This window comes from Acinetobacter sp. TW_SC_4, assembly GCF_054861205.1.
Window position 1 is genome coordinate 1,030,958 of the sequence record NZ_CM142174.1, and the last position, 16,030, is coordinate 1,046,987.

Sequence of the window (16,030 nt, forward strand, 5' to 3'; positions counted from 1 at the left end):
GTAAAGTATCTTGGCCATGCTAGTAATTATTATTGGTCTCAATCTTCAATGCCGAAAAGATTTTTTCTATCGGTGTAGTGACGTTATAACCCATTGCCTGGAAATATATTGGCTTACCTGCCTCCAGATATTCCTGAATCAAGCTGGATTCAAAATTATTGGCGCCGATATTACTGCCTAAAATCATCAGGTCAGCATCTTTCCAGCAGGTATTAGTTTGATCCAGTACATTACATTGTAGAAAGGTAACTTTAACCCCTAAATGCTGGGCAAAATAATTTTCTATTATGCTCAGGTTGGTTTGTGCCAGGCCATTCACGGTAAGTTTAAGTTCTTGTTTAGGCTGTGCTTGTGTTTTCCCCGTCAATAGCCAGCGAAAACCATTATTAAGCACGGGTGCAAAATCTATCACGTCAGGACTATTCGCTGAGATCCCCCCAAGCATATTCTGGCCAAAAGCCAGCGCACGGCCTTTACCGATTTGTGATGCGACTCCCAGACCACAACCCTTATTCGCCTGCTGACTTAAATTCCAGCCGAAGGCTTGATCTGAAACTGCGATTGGCAAAGCTGCACTTAAATCATAAGGATAAAGATTAATCGAAGCAGTTGGCGTAAATTGCAGTTGAGGTTGCAAAACTTTGCCATTTGAACTGGTATAAAGTGAGGTAATTAAACCCTTTTGCCACGTTTGTTGTTGCTTGGCGAGCTGTAAGGCCCAGTCTAGTAGTGCAGTTGAATCCTGCTCAGTTAAAGGTATCGCGTCACCTGTACTCAATGCCTGATCAATCCGATTGGTTGCAGGTGGCAGAGGTGTTACAGGTGAACTATTATCTGGTACTTCTTTAGGCGCTGAGGCTGATTCTTCACTACCACCTCCACCACAGGCAATCAGACTGATCGATAGCGATAAGGTCAGTAAGGCTGTTCTCAACCTCAAATAATTTCTTTCCACAATTTTCCCCAAGGTATAACCAAAAAGACGACATTATTTTTAAAGTTGTCGTAAATATTAGATGAGAATTATAGAAGTAAGTAGTGATAAAATAGAACTAATATTTAATTTAAGTATATGTTTTTTAATGATAAATAATTATTGAAAATAATTTTAAATGTGATGCGGATTGAGTTAATTTTTATTTGTTTTACTTAGGCCGCAGTTTAAAAATAGCCTCGACCCGAGCTGAAATTTCATGTTCTATCAGTTTTGACTTCGAACTTGAGCAGGGCCAGCGCAATTCTTTCTACATGTTGATAAGCAGGTTGCTCTAACTCTTCACCAAAAATATCCGGATCAATTTCCTCATAAGACCAGTCAATATTTTGATGCTGCTTCATCAAAGCTTCCAGATGCTGCAAGAAGCGATTGCCATCCTGACAAATAGTGACGCCAGTGTATAAAAATAGACGTCCATCTGGACTGAGTCGCTGTAAACCCTGTTTGATAATCTTAAAAGACAATTCATTGCCATCCAGTTTATTGCCTCCATGACGGTATTGCCGTTGATCTGGATCAATTAAATAAGGAGGATTGGCAAAAATCATATCGAACTGGCCTTCAAGACCAGAAAATAAATTACTCTGCACAGGATGAATCGTATCAAAACCTGAAAAATCGATATTAATCTGGCTATAGAGAAGAGCTTTCGGATTCAGATCTGCGACAAAGATTTCCTCATGATCTGGAAAATGTTTAGCCATATGGATCGCAGCAGCAGAAGTGCCACAGCATATTTCAGCCGCCCGTTTAAAAGAATTGGCCTGGCAAGATAAATACTGCTTTAAATGATAGGCAAAGCGGTAAGTATCAGGACCAAAAAAAACAGCGTCCTGTTGGGTCGTAGGAAAGGCGGAGTGAATAAATAATTCGCCTTCGAGTGAAGCGACTCTGATCAGACTTTTATATGCATTATTCTTAACTTCTAGAAGCTGATGTTCTAACAATAATGAAAAAAGAACAGGATCAAGATCGGTAATTGTAAATTCCAGATTCCAGCCAAAAATATCCTGTAGAGTTTTCTGTTTATTTTTTTCGCTTCTTTTGCGATCCAGAATCCGTTGATGTGAAAGTGGCGTAATAGCGATAAACTGATATTGCTGCTGTTTTAAAAAGTCTAATAAAAAGCGCAGAGCTTGTTGCTGGCTATTTTGAATTTCTAAAATCTGGTTCATTAGATGTGCTCTTCGGTTTATTTAGAATAAATGAAAAGGTGCATACACCTGTTTAATCTATACAAGATAATGACCAGAACAGCCATTCGTTATATTGATTCAATCAAAATGGATCAGATTAATCTTCGCCCAAAATTTATTGTTGTTCGGTAAAAAACTGATGTGAATTGGTTTAATTTGTATAGCGGTATTTTGAAGTTCAAATCCTTATAAAGAATGAATCACTTTTATTTTTATATGTTTTCTATAAAAATGCCGACTGATCAAAATGATAAGTCGGCATAGACTGAATATAAATAGAAGTTTTAATGAGCAGCTTCTGGTAAATCAAACCAGATCACTTGAGCATCTTCAATTGCTTTAATTTCTGCGTCATCCATAAAGGCAATCGCACCACCAGCTTCAACTGTATATTCTGCAATTTGTACTGAGCCAGAAATCACATGTACATAATTGATATGCTGAGTCGCTTTGATGTCCAGACTTTGGCCTTGATGGATCACGGCTGTTTTGACTTCTGAATTTTGACGAATGTGCATGGGTGCATTGTCATTCGGTCCACAGATTAAATGCCATTGATTCGGTTGTTCTTTGGCATCCAGACGAATTTGCTGATAATTCGGCTGAGCATCACGTTCATTCGGAATGATCCAGATTTGCAGGAGATGTACCTGTTCATCACCCTGGTTCATTTCACTATGACGTACACCGGTTCCGGCACTCATCAGTTGCCATTCACCTGCTGCAATACCGCCATGATTGCCCATACTGTCCTGATGAGTAATCGTACCTTTCAATACACAGGTCAGGATTTCCATATTGTCATGCGGATGGGTACCAAAGCCCTGATGTGCATCAATCAGGTCGTCATTAATGACACGTAAAGCACTCACGCCCATATAGTTCGGATTGTACCAGTTGCCAAATGAGAAGCTGTGTCTAGATTCCAGCCAGCCCATTTTTACATGACCACGATTTTCACTTGGATGTAGAAAAGCTTTCATGGGTTTATCTCACTTTAATTTTTAACTTGAGATCATCATACCGTTGTTTTAATTCTTAAAAAATCATAAACAGGCGACAGATCATTGCATTTTTGCAACGATACAAAAGGATGTAGGTATAAAAAAAGCCCACTCGTAAGCGGGCTTAGGTATTTAAATAAAGATTATTCAAGGAAACGGACAGTTACACCTGATTTCACTTTACGGCCTAAATCATTCGCATCCCAGTTAGTCAGACGGATACAGCCATGTGACGCAGTTTTAGAGATTGCAGAAGGATTCGGTGTACCGTGAATACCAAATGATTTTTTGCTTAAACCAATCCAGATATTACCTACAGGACCGTTTGGACCAGGTGGTAAAGAAAGTGGTTTCTTGTTATTGCCTTGAACAAAGTTAGATGGCGAGTAGCTATACCATGGGTTTTTCGCTACGCCAGTCACCTTATAAGTTCCTGTTGGCGATGGAGTACTTGAACTACCAATCGTTGCCGGGAAAGAAGCGATCATCTGGTTGCGGCTATTGAACAGATAAAGCTGCTTAGCACCTTTATGCGCCACAATCAAATGAATATCTTCAGGAACTTCATTGCGGATATTGGCAACAATCAGCTTTTCCCCAGCTTTCTTAAAGGTAGCTTTTGGATTTAACTTTTTCAAAAAGTCTTCATCCATATGGAATTTTTCACCCAGCATTTCAGTTACGCGAGTGTAATACAAACCTTTCATTTTTGCCTGTAAGGCATAGTCAGAAGGAATAGACTCGGTATAAGGACCTTTTAGGTCTTCTTCAGTGATGGTGTATTCCACAAAAGCAGGCTTAGAACCCTGTTTAGCCAATAGGGCATCCCAAGTTTCCTGAGTCAACGTACCTGTTGGTTTAATACCATTCATTTGCTGGAAAGATGCGATCGCTTTCAAGGTATTTTTACCGCTAGTACCGTCAATCGCACCTGGAGAAGCATGGGCATTATTCAACATGACATGCGCACGTGCATACACCGGAAATTGGCCTTTACCAATATCTTCATACCAGCTTGCATTATTAAGGCCATCTAAAGTCCAAGATGCTTTCGCAGCAGCAGAATTCGTCGGTGCTTTAGTCTTGGTTGAAGCAGCACCGATATCGGCCGTCTGGTCTTCAGTATCTTGTAATACATCTAATGCTTCAGAAGCTTTCTTCAGATCTTGTTGTTCTTGAGCACTAATTCGAGTTTCTGCTTGTGCTGCCGAAGCTTCAGTCGCTAAAGGATCAATCGGATCCTGAACCGCAACATCAGTGACAACTTGGGGGTTTAATGGTTGTTCAGCAGTAGACGCAGCGAAAACAGTACCTGCGAAAATGCAACCTAGACTCACAGCGAGCATTGTGCGAACGAACATGTAACTCAACCTTAAAAATATTTCGTTAACTATGTGAAAAAACACTATAAGTATTACAGAAAAAATGTGGAGATGCAGTAGTTCTTTTGTGTAATTCCTTACATTTGATCACTTAACATGATCGGTTTTTAAAGTCATGAGAAGTTATTCAAAATGCAGTCATTTTGTTATGATGTGAGCAATATCAAAGATAGATAGGAAAGTGAATGACGACCTTAAAAAATGATCGTTTTCTGCGCGCATTGTTACGTGAACCTGTAGATACTACCCCTGTATGGATGATGCGTCAGGCAGGCCGTTATTTACCAGAATATCGAGAAACACGTGCCAAAGCAGGGGATTTCCTTTCTCTTTGCAAAAATACTGAATTTGCCTGTGAAGTGACTTTGCAGCCTTTACGCCGTTATGAGCTGGATGCGGCTATTTTATTTTCGGATATTCTGACTGTTCCGGATGCTTTAGGTCTGGGCCTGTATTTTGAAGCAGGTGAAGGTCCAAAGTTCCACAAAACTGTGCGGACTGAACAGGATGTGGCTAATTTACCCAAATTTAATGCCAAGTCTGACCTTGATTATGTAATGAATGCAGTATCGACCATTCGTTCCGCTTTGGGTGGGCAAGTACCATTGATCGGCTTCTCCGGCAGCCCGTGGACCTTGGCAACGTATATGGTTGAAGGGGGTTCGAGCAAAGACTTCCGCTTCACTAAAAACATGATGTACGCACAGCCAGAAGTTCTGCATGCTTTATTAGAGCGTTTAGCAGATGCCGTGACTGAATATCTGAATGCACAGATTGATGCCGGTGCTCAGGCAGTGCAGATTTTTGATAGCTGGGGCGGAGCACTTGCTCATCGTGAATATATTGAATTTTCACTTAATTATATGCAAAAAATCGTGGCAGGTTTGCAGCGTGAAAAAGATGGCCGCAAGATTCCAGTGATTCTGTTTACTAAAGGTGGTGGTCAATGGCTAGAGCCAATGGTTGCGACCGGTGCAGATGCCTTTGGCCTGGACTGGACCACACCGCTCAATGTTGCACGCCAGACTGTTGCAGGTCGTGCTGCGTTACAAGGCAACCTTGATCCGGCAACTTTATATGGCACTCCGGACGCGATTGCTAAAGCGACCAAGTTGATGCTGGATGATGCCTATGCCAATGGTGAAACAACCGGTTATGTAGCCAACTTAGGTCATGGCATTACCCAGTGGGTGGATCCAGCCAATCCTAAAGTATTTATTGATACCGTACATGAGTACAGCGCTAAATATCTTTAGGATGTAAACGTTGATCGACTTTTTTAAATCAGGGTTTGAATTTACCTATAAGGCAGCTTCGGCTGCCTTATTTGGGATTCTGCTCCTGCTTGCTTTTGCACAAACCGCATCTATGGGTAGTGAACTGTTTTACGGTTTCTACCGCTATGACTATTTATTATTTTTCGCTTTACTGATTCAGGTAGTATTGCTCTATACCAAATTAGAATCCTGGGCCGAAGCCAAAGTAATTGCCTTATTCCATATCATGGCGATGGTCATGGAAATTTTCCTGACCCATCCGGCGATTGCATCCTGGCAATATCCGCAACCTGCAATTTTTAAAATACTGACTGTGCCCTTATTTGCCGGTTTTATGTATTCGGCTGTCGGCAGTTTTTTTGCACGTTCCTTACGCTTATACCAAGTCTCATTTGAAAAATTGCCGCGCTTTAGCCATATGCTGGCTTTGGCAGTCTTGTCCTACATCAACTTCATGAGCAAATTCTTCATTCCGGACTATCGCTTGCTGTTATTTGTCTGGAGTGTAGTGATGTTCTGGAAAACCAGAATCCGATTTCAGTTGAATCAACATGCTTTTCAGCTGCCGATGTTACCTGTCCTGTTGATTTTGGCCTTTATTATCTGGGTGGCTGAGAACATCAGTACTTTTTATCAGATCTGGCTATATCCAAGCCAGGTAGAAAAATGGCATATGGTCGGTTGGGGCAAGCTCGGTTCCTGGTATTTACTTTTATTGCTCAGTCTGGTGCTGGTATTAAAGATTTTAGGACAGCGTAATTCTCAAGGTAACTGGAGCCTAAAAACCCGGTAAAACTATTCTGTTTATGTTTATGTAAATTGGACATTTTTTCATTGCGCCAAATTAGACTTCCCGCTACTCTCCTGAATGTGTAATGAAGATTACATCATTAGCGTAATAACAAAAGATGCATGAGAATAACCGGAGAATAAGTATGTTAAAAAAGATTATGCTCGCTGTGGTAGTGGCAACGGGTTCTGGTATGGCGATGGCGGATAGAGATGTAGGTTGTGGTATTGGTAGCCAGGTATGGGCAGGCCAGTCAGGCATTATTCCTAAGCTGCTTGCAGGTACAACAAACGTGCTGTTTACTAACCAGTGGCTAGGTATTACTTTCGGTACTTTAGGATGTAGCCAGGGCGGTACAGTGACGGCTCAAGTTGTGACTTTTACCAATGAAAATGCCGAAGCATTGGCACGTGATATGGCCGTAGGTGAAGGTGAAAGCCTGAATGTACTGGCTGAACTGCTAAATATCAAGGCAGAAGACAAAGCACGTTTCTTCACTGTATCTAAGCAGAATTTTTCTGAAATCTATTCAGAAGAAAACCAGAATACTTTACAAGTGTTAAGTACTCTACAAACAGTCATGGCTAAAGATGAAGTATTAAAAGCTTATATCTAAGTATCGCTGTAAAAACCCTGCTGTCCTGGCAGGGTTTTCTTATAAATAAAAATTGAAAAGAACCGTAGACTGAATGAAATATGCTTTTTTGCTCTCAGCCTTGCTGTGGAGTCCCCTGAGTTTTGCGTCCGAAATTTCTCCAGATATTCAAGCTTATCTAGAACAAGCCACACAAAAAAAATTGCACCAGACTTCGACCTGGCAGCGTTTGATGTATGCCAATGCTGAAGGAAAAAGTGAAGTCAGTTATGCAGGCTATTTTCTGGCAAAGCAGGGCAAGACAGACCTGCAACTTGAATTGGAGCAAAATATACAGGCATTGTTTGAGCCCGCAGAACCCAATCAGTCTGTACGATGTAAATTCCCGGCACGTAGCCAGTGGTTAATGCAACAGCTGAATATTTCTGAACAGCAACTGCCTGAAGCGAGTTGCCCGGATTTTGATCGCTGGATGAATGAAGTCAAGCCTTATCAGGCGACCCTGATTTATGCCACCGATTATATGGGTAATCCCAGCTCCATGTTTGGTCATACTTTGCTGCGTCTGGACCCGAAAGACCAGCAGCAACTGAATCTGGTGTCTTATGCAGTCAATTATGCTGCTACAGTTGACAGCAATGATAACTGGTCCTTTGCCTGGAAAGGGCTGACCGGCCAATATCCGGGTGAATATTCCTTGATGCCGTATTACCGAAAAGTCAAGGAATATGGTGACTTTGAAAGCCGTGATTTATGGGAATATGAACTTAATCTGACGCCTGAAGAAACCGGATTTTTGGTGAAGCATCTCTGGGAAATGCAGCAGGTAAGTTTCCCTTATTATTTCATTAATGATAACTGTGCCTATCGTCTACTAGGGCTTTTTGATCTGGTGCGTCCTGAACTGAACTTGCAGCAGCAATTCGATACCGCCGCGATTCCGGTCGAAACTTTAAAAGTTGTGGAACAGCAGGGACTGATCAGGAAGAAGACTTACCGTCCGGCCCTGGAAACTCAATTGCTGGCTCAAGCCCAGCAACATGGCAAATCCTTGGCAAAAACTGCACATCAGGTAGGGTATGCAGAAACTTCTGAAATGGAAGCCATGTTGCAAAATTATCCGGCTGAAGATCAGGCCAAGATTCTGGAAATGGCCTACGACCATTTATATCTGGATTTTCTTCGTCAAGAAGTAGATGAGTCTTTTGCCCAGCCACGCTTTCGCAAATTATTGGGCCTAAGAAGTCAGTTGGCGATAGACAAACAGCGTCAGCAGCCAGAGCCTCCAAAAATAGATCCGGTTCAAAGCCATCATGCCCGAAATATCGTTCTTGAAACTGGGCAAGTACAGGGTGAGACTTTTGTGCAGCTTGGTCATCGTCAGGCTTATCATGACCTTATGGATCCGCTAGGCGGGCTGCGTACAGGAACCCAATTATTATTCCTGGATGGTGCATTGCAATACCGTGATGACCGCGTGAAGCTGGAGCACCTGGATCTACTGACAGTAAATTCCTATAACCCAATTAATGCATTTAAAGCGCCGTTATCTTGGGGCTTTAATTTAGGTTGGAAACAGGAAGCACTGGATCAGCAGGGCCAGTTTAGTACCGAGCAACAGCATGGTGTAGCCAATTTTCAGGTTCAGGGTGGCTATAGCTGGGCAAATGAAGCACGTGAACATCTCTGCTATGTGCAGCTACAAAATCATGTACAGGCCGGAAAAGCGCTAGACAAAGGATGGCGTATCGGTATGGGGCCAACGGTGGGTTGTCAGAATATCTGGACGGATCAGATCAATAGCCTAGTACAGGTGGAATTACCGTATTGGGAAGACTCCCATCAGTGGCAGCTGAAATTAAAAAGCCAGCTGCAATATGCATGGAATACACAAAATGCCATTCGGGCGAGCTGGGAATATCAGCAACAGGACTCGAAAGACTGGGAAAAATGGAGTCTGGGCTTAGTCCATTATTTTTAATTTGGCTAACATACCCTCGAATATTGAGTAAATGAAGTTTATAGATCAAATGACTTATATTTGAATGTTTAAAATAAATTCATGTTCGGAGACTTCTACCGATATTATCAAAGATTGTATTCAGTAATTGGGTTAAAATGCCTGAATATTGTTGTATTTTTCACATAATATCACTGAGAATCGCAAAGTATCGGGAAAAGTTATATGAATAATGAGTGTATGGCTATGCTGGCGGAGCAGTGGAAGCAGATCTGTCAAAATTATTCATCGGATGATTTGCTACACGCATTTCAGTTTATTCAAGACCACTCGTCGGTACTGGTAGAAGAATTCTATAAAAATATGCTTCTGGAAGAAGAAGCTTCTCATTATTTTACTGATGAGCTGATTCAGCAGCGTTTACGCGATACTTTACATCAATGGCTTTCAGAAAGTTTCAGTGTGGCGCTGAATAAGCGTTATGCAGAAGCCGTGCAAAAACAGAATATCGTTGGACATGTGCATGCACGCGTTGGGATTCCATCCTGGCTGATTATGCGCGGTGTACGAGAAATTCAGCGCAAAATGTTTGAATTGCTGAGTTTAAATCCGCAGCCGAACATGCTTACTACCTGTAGCTATATTGTACAAATCATGGGATTTGCCACAGAAATTATGTGTCGTTCCTATGAGGCAAAATCAGTCCAGAATCAGGAAATGAAGCACAGTTACCGGGTATTTTCTGCAATGCAGGATGTCGCGGTACAAAAAGATAAGCAGCGCAGTTCATTGCTGGATTGGGAAAATGAGCTGATGTTCAAGGTCTTTTCTGGCACTACAGGCATTAGACATCAAATACTGTCCAAGTCAGAATTTGGCTTATGGTTTATTCATAAAGCGTCTTATGCCTTTACCGGTTCTGATCAGGTCGATTTAATTATCGAGCGAATTTATCAGATCGATACGTTGAATCAGGCAGTGCTGGAATGTACTGAAAAAGATCAGATGCTGAATCTGATTCAAAGTATTCGTGATTTAAACCGTGAAATACAGCACCTGGTCGATCAATTATTCCAGGTTGCAGATTACATCGAATCAGGAAATGACTCGTTAACCCAGTTATTGAATCGCCGTTATTTAAATACCATTATTTCACGTGAAATCAATTTCTCTCGTGATAACCAGACACCATTATCCTTGCTAGCGATTGATGCCGATTTCTTCAAAGCCATTAATGATAAATATGGTCATGCAGCTGGTGATCTGGCCTTAAAATTTATTGCGGATGCCTTACAGAAATATATTCAGGGTAGTGACTACGCCTTCCGTGTCGGTGGTGAGGAATTCCTGCTGCTGCTGGTCGATTCCGATGAAAGACGCGCGCTGAACATTGCTGAAAATATCCGTAAATATGTAGAGCATGGCTTGATCAATACGGCTCAAGGACAGCAATTCAGACTCACAGTTAGTATTGGCTGTGCGTTATTTGATGGTCATCCGGATTACCAAAGATTTCTGGATGCCGCAGATGCTGCATTGTATATGGCTAAAAATACGGGGCGTAACCGGGTCTATCTGGCGCAACCTTCTCAAATTCAGGGCGCACAAAAAGCGTCTGTTTAATTTAAAGCTTGCTGCTGAATCGCAGCTTGGAATTGCTGTTTTTGCCGCACATATTCGGGATGGATTTTGGCTTCATCCCATTTTTGTTTAAATATTTTGGCTGCAGCAGCTTTAACCGGATCTTCAGAACTGCGCGGCAATTCCTCACGCCCATGTGCACCGCTTAAGCCTTTTTTATCATCTGGAACTGGACCATCGTATTTTTTGCCGCCTTTGTGATTGGCATAACGTCGGGCGCGGGTATAACCCATTTGTAAAAACTTGCGTGCCATATCGGCCCCGACAAAATCTTCCTGTTTTAAATATTCCAGAAATAGAGCATAAATTTTTTCACTACTGACTTGGGCTTTTTCAGCATCTGCAAAACGCCAGTGGGGCAGGATTTCCGACTTATAAGGTTCTACTAAAAGCACGCCTTGCTCACCGCGTCCAATCCGGTATAAGTCCGGACGTTTACGGAAATCAATTTTCTTAAAATCCAGACTATAGTCAAAACTATTTGAATGAACACGTGAAGGGCGTTTAGGCGGATCAAGCTGCTTTTTACTCATGGCTGTTTCCAGAATTTATATACTTGGATCATGCAGACTTCTAAACAAAAGGTCTGTATTTAAACATGGCAGGAAATGTAGTCAGGAAATTAATTATGCAGCATCAATCTGTTTATTTTTTAAAGGAAGGAAACTAAGTTAATAAGATAAATTTTTGAAAAGAATGTAGGAATTAAATTTTAAGAAATTGAGTGAATACGTAGAAAAGTTAAGGAATTGATCGCAAAATTCCTTAACTGATGAAGATATTAAACTCGTACTTATGTTTTAACTTTCTACCACGACATAATATTTTTTAACGGCTTTAACCACTTCAAAAGTGCCAACAAAACCGGGTGGAATAATGCCAGCTTCACCTGCCTTGATTTCAACAAAGGATTGTCCTTGAGCATCATGTAAACGGACGATCCCTTCGATTATCTGAAAGAATTCCTGTTTATTTTCAGCGAATACGATATTCCAGGCACCCACTTCACATTGCCAGATCCCGCAATCCATATTGGGATGTTGATAGGCACTCTGGGTCAAGCGTTTAGGATTACCTTTAACCAGCCGGTCTGGACGTGGATAATCGATACTTTCTTCAGCCTGACCTAAACCTCGACCCGCAATCCAAATAGATGACATTTTCATAACCTCATCGTGTAAAAAAGCCCCAATATCAATTGAGGCTTTCATTTATGAATCTATATTAATAACTTTCTGGTACAGCGCCTAAAAACTCACGGCGGACTTCTTTATCGGTTTTAAAGTCACCGATAAATGACACCGTACGCGTTGTTGATTCCTGTTTGCCAACACCACGCATCATCATACACATATGTGCTGAATCAATCATCACGGCCACACCACGTGCATTGGTGACTTCAGCAACCGCTTCTGCGATTTGCTGGGTCAGATTTTCCTGAATCTGCAAACGACGTGCAAACATTTCAGTAATACGTGCAAATTTAGACAGCCCCAATACTTTGCCTTCAGGTAAATAGGCAATATGTACACGGCCATAAAATGGCAATAAATGGTGTTCGCAGAGTGAATAAAATTCGATATTTTTCACTAAAACCATTTCACGGTTATCTGATGGAAAAACCGCACTATTGGTCACTTCTTCCAGAGTCTGGCTATACCCTGAGGTTAAATACGAAAACGCTTTCGCAGCACGCACGGGCGTATCTTTGAGACCAGGGCGATTGAGATCTTCACCAACGGCAGTAAGAATGTTTGCGTAAGATTGCTGCATAGTCATATGACGTATTCACTTAAACTGAGAATGAACAAGGACGGCATTGTAGCAGAAATCTTTTACAATGCCTTGTTTTGGGGGTAAATCCGCTTACTGTTTAAACTTTGGATTTTTTTCTGCACGTTTTAGCAAAACTAAAACTGCACCAGTGCCACCCTGTTTTTCAGGAGCACTGACAAAGGCCAGAACATCACGGTGCTGACGTAACCAGCCGTTGACATAAGTTTTTAAGATCGCTTCAGGCCCTTTGCCATGTACAATCTTGATCACGTTCTGGTTTTCATCTTTGGCGATCTGGATAATCTGAAGCACAGCCTGACGTGCTTCTTCGACCGTACAACCATGCAGGTCGACAGCTTCGAACCAACGCAGATTTCCCGCTTTCAGATCTTCAAAAACCTTATGCTGCAAGGTCGCAATGCGGTAGCTTAAGCTCGCCTGACTGCCAACCGGATTGAGCATAGCTTGAGTATCAGACAGCACGGTTTCATCGGTATGCATGGGACCTTCGGCAGCCGCACGCTTGGCCAGAGTTTGTGCATCGACCTTTTTCTTGGGAGATTTTTCAATTTTCGCAATATTGCTGGCATCAATTTTTTGTACGCCTTGCATCTGCTTGCGAAATAGATCGAGGTCTTCCGCCTGTTCCTGCTCCGCTGTTTTCACGACAGGGGCAACAGGTTCAGCCTTAGGCTGAGGATGACTAATTTGCTTTTTAAGATCTTTCAGTAAATTGTACTGATCTTTAGAAAGCGAAGAATCGTGTTTGCTCATAATCTGGAAACGGGGGAGATACTGAATTCTATTAAATTATAGTCTTAAATGACTGAAAGGAGAAATGAATTGCACTAAATACAACATATCCTAAACCCAGCTTTAATTTCTGGGTTGTTTTCTAATATTGAATAGCTTAATGAACTTTAAATAGAAAATAATTCATGAATCTTCTCTTTTTATCATTTTAATAGTTGTTTCGATGGAACATCTCTTTTTGAATATAAATCAATCAAACCTGGAAATAAAAAATGAGTTATTCAGGCAGTTGTTTGTGTGGCAATGTCCAGTTCAAAATAAATACGAATATTCAGACCATGTATCATTGTCACTGCAGTTTATGTCGTAAACAGAGTGGTACGGCCGCGAATGCACAACTTTAGTTCATCAGCAATATTTTGAAAGGACCTCAGGACACGCTTCAATTTCCTGTTATCAAAAAGAGACCGGATTTCGTTCTTATTTTTGTCAACACTGTGGCTCGCCTGTACCGAATCAGGTAGGTACAATTGCATTGATCTGAATTCCTTTAGGGCTTCTGGATCAAGTACCCAAAATTCAGCACGGACTGAGTTTTTGTCTGAACTCTAAAGTAGATTGGGCAGATGAAATCAAGGCGGATGAGTACTATTCTGAACTTCCAGAATTTGAAAAATTAATCTCTTATTTTGATCATTCAACTCAGTATTAAATGAATTGGTTAATGGAAATAAAAAAAGCCCCATGCTGAGATGGGGCTTTTTTATACTTAATATTTTAAACCGATTCAGGCTCACCGAATAAATCACGGAAAGCATGATCTGGGCGTGGCTGTTTCATGAAACTTTCACCGACCAGGAAAGCATGAATATCATGTTCCTGCATCATCGCAACATCAGCAGGGGTTGCGATACCGCTTTCAGTGACCAGCAGGCGTGAAGGATCCAGTAGTTTTTTCAGACGTAATGATGTATTCAGGTCGACATCAAAAGTTTTTAAATTACGGTTATTCACACCCAGCAGACAACGATCAGAAAGTTTTAAAGCACGTCCTAATTCTTCTTCATCATGCACTTCAACCAGTACATCCAGATTATGCTCAAATGCGGTTTTAGACATTTCCTCTAACTGCTGATCAGACAGACAGGCCACGATCAGCAAGATACAGTCTGCATGTAGTGCACGCGCTTCAATCACGCCATAAGGATCGATCAGGAAGTCTTTACGCAACGCAGGCAAGTCACAGTGCGAACGGGCGATCTGAATATTTTCATCAGCACCCTGAAAAAAATCCACATCAGTTAGTACAGATAAACAGGCAGCGCCGGCATCCTGATATTGCGCCGCAATTTCTGCAGGATTGAAGTTTTCACGAATCACGCCTTTGGACGGAGAAGCCTTTTTAATTTCAGCGATTACACCTGGGCGTTTAGACATTAAGGATTGGGCAAAGCCACGGACTGGTGTCCCACCTTGTGCCAGTTCTTCGATATCCTTATAGCTTTTCTGCTTCAAACGAAGAGCGAACTCTTCTTTCTTACGATTAACAATTTTACCCAAAATTGTATTTGCAATATCAACCATGATTCAAATTCCTGACCGTATTAAGCTTCATATTGTTTGATGGTTTTGGTGAATTCAGACAGCACGCTCATTTTTTCCAGTGCCTGGCCACCATAAATAATATCGTGTGCCAATGCCACACCTTGCTTATAGCTTGAAGTCAGGCCTGATACATAAATACCAGCACCGGCATTTAGGGCAATCATATTAGCAGCCTTATGACCGATCTCAGATTTCATTTTGCCTAAGGCATCTTTAATCAGAGCCAGACTTTCTGCTGAGCTTTCAATAATTAAACCAGTTAAGGTTTGCGATTCAATATCGACCTGTTCAGGAATGATTTCCCATTCAGTGATTTCACCGTTTTTCAGCTCAGCCACATGGGTAGAAGAAGCCAGACTGATTTCATCTAAACCATCACGTGAATGTACGACCATCACATGTTCAGCACCGAGCTGTTTCATCACTTCTGCAATTGGACGGCAAAGTTCATTAGAAAATACGCCGATGACCAAACGTTTTACACCGGCCGGATTCGTAAGCGGGCCGAGCAGGTTGAAAATACTACGAATACCCAGTTCTTTACGTGGACCAATCGCATATTTCATGGCTTTGTGATGGTTAGGCGCGAACAGGAAGCCAACCCCAATATCACGGATACAGCGTTCGGTTTGCTGCATATTCAAATCAAGATTAATGCCTGCCTGTTCCAGTAGGTCAGAAGAGCCTGATTTGGTAGAAACACCACGGTTACCATGTTTGGCAATGGTTGCACCAGCTGCTGCAATTACAAAGGCTGAAGCGGTAGATACATTAAACAGGTTTTGTCCATCACCGCCTGTACCGACGATATCCACCAGATGAGGGACATCACTGACATCGATTTTGGTTGCGAGTTCACGCATGACACGTGCTGCAGCGGTAATCTCGTCAATACTTTCACCTTTCAGGCGTAGACCCATGAGCAGAGCACCAATCTGGGCATCGGTTGCTTCGCCAGACATAATGGTGTGCATCACGTCTTCCATTTGTTCCTGAGTCAGGTGAATGTTTTTAGTAATATTGCTTAAAGCTTGTTGAATATTCATGACTTGCG

At 41.8% G+C, this 16,030-nt stretch carries 15 protein-coding genes and 1 pseudogene; 6 read left to right on the forward strand and 10 right to left on the reverse strand.

From position 1 onward, the window contains the following. Positions 1 to 19: 19 nt before the first annotated feature. The 4 genes from ACWM1W_RS04850 to ACWM1W_RS04865 form a co-directional block, all read right to left on the reverse strand. Complete coding sequence (locus ACWM1W_RS04850) at positions 20 to 955, reverse strand: hypothetical protein (RefSeq protein WP_261634918.1); 936 nt, start codon at positions 953 to 955, stop codon at positions 20 to 22. A 236-nt stretch (positions 956 to 1,191) separates the two neighbouring features. Beyond that, positions 1,192 to 2,172 (reverse strand): methyltransferase, encoded by a 981-nt coding sequence (locus tag ACWM1W_RS04855; RefSeq protein WP_214001419.1) that lies wholly within the window; start codon positions 2,170 to 2,172, stop codon positions 1,192 to 1,194. 305 nt (positions 2,173 to 2,477) lie between these two features. Further along, positions 2,478 to 3,176, reverse strand: coding sequence for a pirin family protein (locus ACWM1W_RS04860; protein ID WP_214001418.1), 699 nt, complete (start codon positions 3,174 to 3,176; stop codon positions 2,478 to 2,480). A gap of 164 nt (positions 3,177 to 3,340) precedes the next feature. Next, entirely contained in the window at positions 3,341 to 4,558 is a 1,218-nt protein-coding gene (locus ACWM1W_RS04865) for a L,D-transpeptidase family protein (protein WP_214001417.1), read from the reverse strand. A gap of 206 nt (positions 4,559 to 4,764) precedes the next feature. Between ACWM1W_RS04865 and hemE the strand changes: the two genes are divergently transcribed. From hemE to ACWM1W_RS04890, 5 genes are all read left to right on the forward strand, one after another. Continuing rightward, the gene (gene hemE / locus ACWM1W_RS04870; protein ID WP_166138565.1) at positions 4,765 to 5,835 is read left to right on the forward strand and encodes a uroporphyrinogen decarboxylase; all 1,071 of its coding nucleotides are present in this window, start codon (positions 4,765 to 4,767) and stop codon (positions 5,833 to 5,835) included. Between the two features lie 10 nt (positions 5,836 to 5,845). Continuing rightward, entirely contained in the window at positions 5,846 to 6,649 is an 804-nt protein-coding gene (locus ACWM1W_RS04875) for a DUF817 family protein (protein WP_125278918.1), read from the forward strand. 142 nt (positions 6,650 to 6,791) lie between these two features. Then, complete coding sequence (locus ACWM1W_RS04880) at positions 6,792 to 7,262, forward strand: DUF3015 family protein (protein ID WP_214001416.1); 471 nt, start codon at positions 6,792 to 6,794, stop codon at positions 7,260 to 7,262. A 73-nt stretch (positions 7,263 to 7,335) separates the two neighbouring features. Next, a complete protein-coding gene (locus tag ACWM1W_RS04885; protein ID WP_214001415.1) occupies positions 7,336 to 9,222 on the forward strand; it encodes an Lnb N-terminal periplasmic domain-containing protein in 1,887 nt (628 codons plus the stop codon). 204 nt (positions 9,223 to 9,426) lie between these two features. After that, positions 9,427 to 10,824, forward strand: a complete 1,398-nt coding sequence (locus ACWM1W_RS04890; protein WP_375726174.1) for a diguanylate cyclase — start codon at positions 9,427 to 9,429, stop codon at positions 10,822 to 10,824. Here the strand turns inward: ACWM1W_RS04890 and ACWM1W_RS04895 are convergent. The 4 genes from ACWM1W_RS04895 to ACWM1W_RS04910 all read right to left on the reverse strand — a co-directional run bounded on the left by ACWM1W_RS04895 (position 10,821) and on the right by ACWM1W_RS04910 (position 13,392). After that, positions 10,821 to 11,375: a DUF4385 domain-containing protein gene (locus ACWM1W_RS04895; protein ID WP_214001413.1), complete on the reverse strand. Its 555-nt coding sequence runs from the start codon at positions 11,373 to 11,375 to the stop codon at positions 10,821 to 10,823. The genes ACWM1W_RS04890 and ACWM1W_RS04895 overlap by 4 nt on opposite strands. 267 nt (positions 11,376 to 11,642) lie before the next feature. Beyond that, positions 11,643 to 12,002, reverse strand: a complete 360-nt coding sequence (locus ACWM1W_RS04900) for a cupin domain-containing protein (RefSeq protein ID WP_104427005.1) — start codon at positions 12,000 to 12,002, stop codon at positions 11,643 to 11,645. A 64-nt stretch (positions 12,003 to 12,066) separates the two neighbouring features. Next, positions 12,067 to 12,615 (reverse strand): GTP cyclohydrolase I FolE, encoded by a 549-nt coding sequence (gene folE, locus ACWM1W_RS04905; RefSeq protein WP_171064799.1) that lies wholly within the window; start codon positions 12,613 to 12,615, stop codon positions 12,067 to 12,069. A gap of 93 nt (positions 12,616 to 12,708) precedes the next feature. Further along, positions 12,709 to 13,392, reverse strand: coding sequence for a Smr/MutS family protein (locus ACWM1W_RS04910; RefSeq protein WP_214001412.1), 684 nt, complete (start codon positions 13,390 to 13,392; stop codon positions 12,709 to 12,711). A 251-nt stretch (positions 13,393 to 13,643) separates the two neighbouring features. On the opposite strand from ACWM1W_RS04910, the pseudogene ACWM1W_RS04915 reads away from it, so the two are divergent. Continuing rightward, positions 13,644 to 14,083 (forward strand): annotated as a pseudogene (locus tag ACWM1W_RS04915) (GFA family protein). Positions 14,084 to 14,148: 65 nt separating this feature from the next. Here the strand turns inward: ACWM1W_RS04915 and trpC are convergent. Together trpC and trpD are read right to left on the reverse strand one after the other, a co-directional pair. Then, complete coding sequence (gene trpC, locus ACWM1W_RS04920; protein ID WP_214001411.1) at positions 14,149 to 14,955, reverse strand: indole-3-glycerol phosphate synthase TrpC; 807 nt, start codon at positions 14,953 to 14,955, stop codon at positions 14,149 to 14,151. A 20-nt stretch (positions 14,956 to 14,975) separates the two neighbouring features. Beyond that, positions 14,976 to 16,022 (reverse strand): anthranilate phosphoribosyltransferase, encoded by a 1,047-nt coding sequence (gene trpD, locus ACWM1W_RS04925; RefSeq protein WP_214001410.1) that lies wholly within the window; start codon positions 16,020 to 16,022, stop codon positions 14,976 to 14,978. Positions 16,023 to 16,030: the final 8 nt, after the last annotated feature.

Bases quoted from the DNA above. Each gene is read 5' to 3' on its own strand.
- ACWM1W_RS04855 (WP_214001419.1), bottom strand. From the start codon at position 2,172: ATGAACCAGATTTTAGAAATTCAAAATAGCCAGCAACAAGCTCTGCGC.
- ACWM1W_RS04860 (WP_214001418.1), bottom strand. From the start codon at position 3,176: ATGAAAGCTTTTCTACATCCAAGTGAAAATCGTGGTCATGTAAAAATG.
- ACWM1W_RS04865 (WP_214001417.1), bottom strand. From the start codon at position 4,558: ATGTTCGTTCGCACAATGCTCGCTGTGAGTCTAGGTTGCATTTTCGCA.
- hemE (WP_166138565.1), top strand. From the start codon at position 4,765: ATGACGACCTTAAAAAATGATCGTTTTCTGCGCGCATTGTTACGTGAA.
- ACWM1W_RS04880 (WP_214001416.1), top strand. From the start codon at position 6,792: ATGTTAAAAAAGATTATGCTCGCTGTGGTAGTGGCAACGGGTTCTGGT.
- ACWM1W_RS04885 (WP_214001415.1), top strand. From the start codon at position 7,336: ATGAAATATGCTTTTTTGCTCTCAGCCTTGCTGTGGAGTCCCCTGAGT.
- ACWM1W_RS04890 (WP_375726174.1), top strand. From the start codon at position 9,427: ATGAATAATGAGTGTATGGCTATGCTGGCGGAGCAGTGGAAGCAGATC.
- ACWM1W_RS04895 (WP_214001413.1), bottom strand. From the start codon at position 11,375: ATGAGTAAAAAGCAGCTTGATCCGCCTAAACGCCCTTCACGTGTTCAT.
- ACWM1W_RS04900 (WP_104427005.1), bottom strand. From the start codon at position 12,002: ATGTCATCTATTTGGATTGCGGGTCGAGGTTTAGGTCAGGCTGAAGAA.
- folE (WP_171064799.1), bottom strand. From the start codon at position 12,615: ATGCAGCAATCTTACGCAAACATTCTTACTGCCGTTGGTGAAGATCTC.
- ACWM1W_RS04910 (WP_214001412.1), bottom strand. From the start codon at position 13,392: ATGAGCAAACACGATTCTTCGCTTTCTAAAGATCAGTACAATTTACTG.
- trpC (WP_214001411.1), bottom strand. From the start codon at position 14,955: ATGGTTGATATTGCAAATACAATTTTGGGTAAAATTGTTAATCGTAAG.
- trpD (WP_214001410.1), bottom strand. From the start codon at position 16,022: ATGAATATTCAACAAGCTTTAAGCAATATTACTAAAAACATTCACCTG.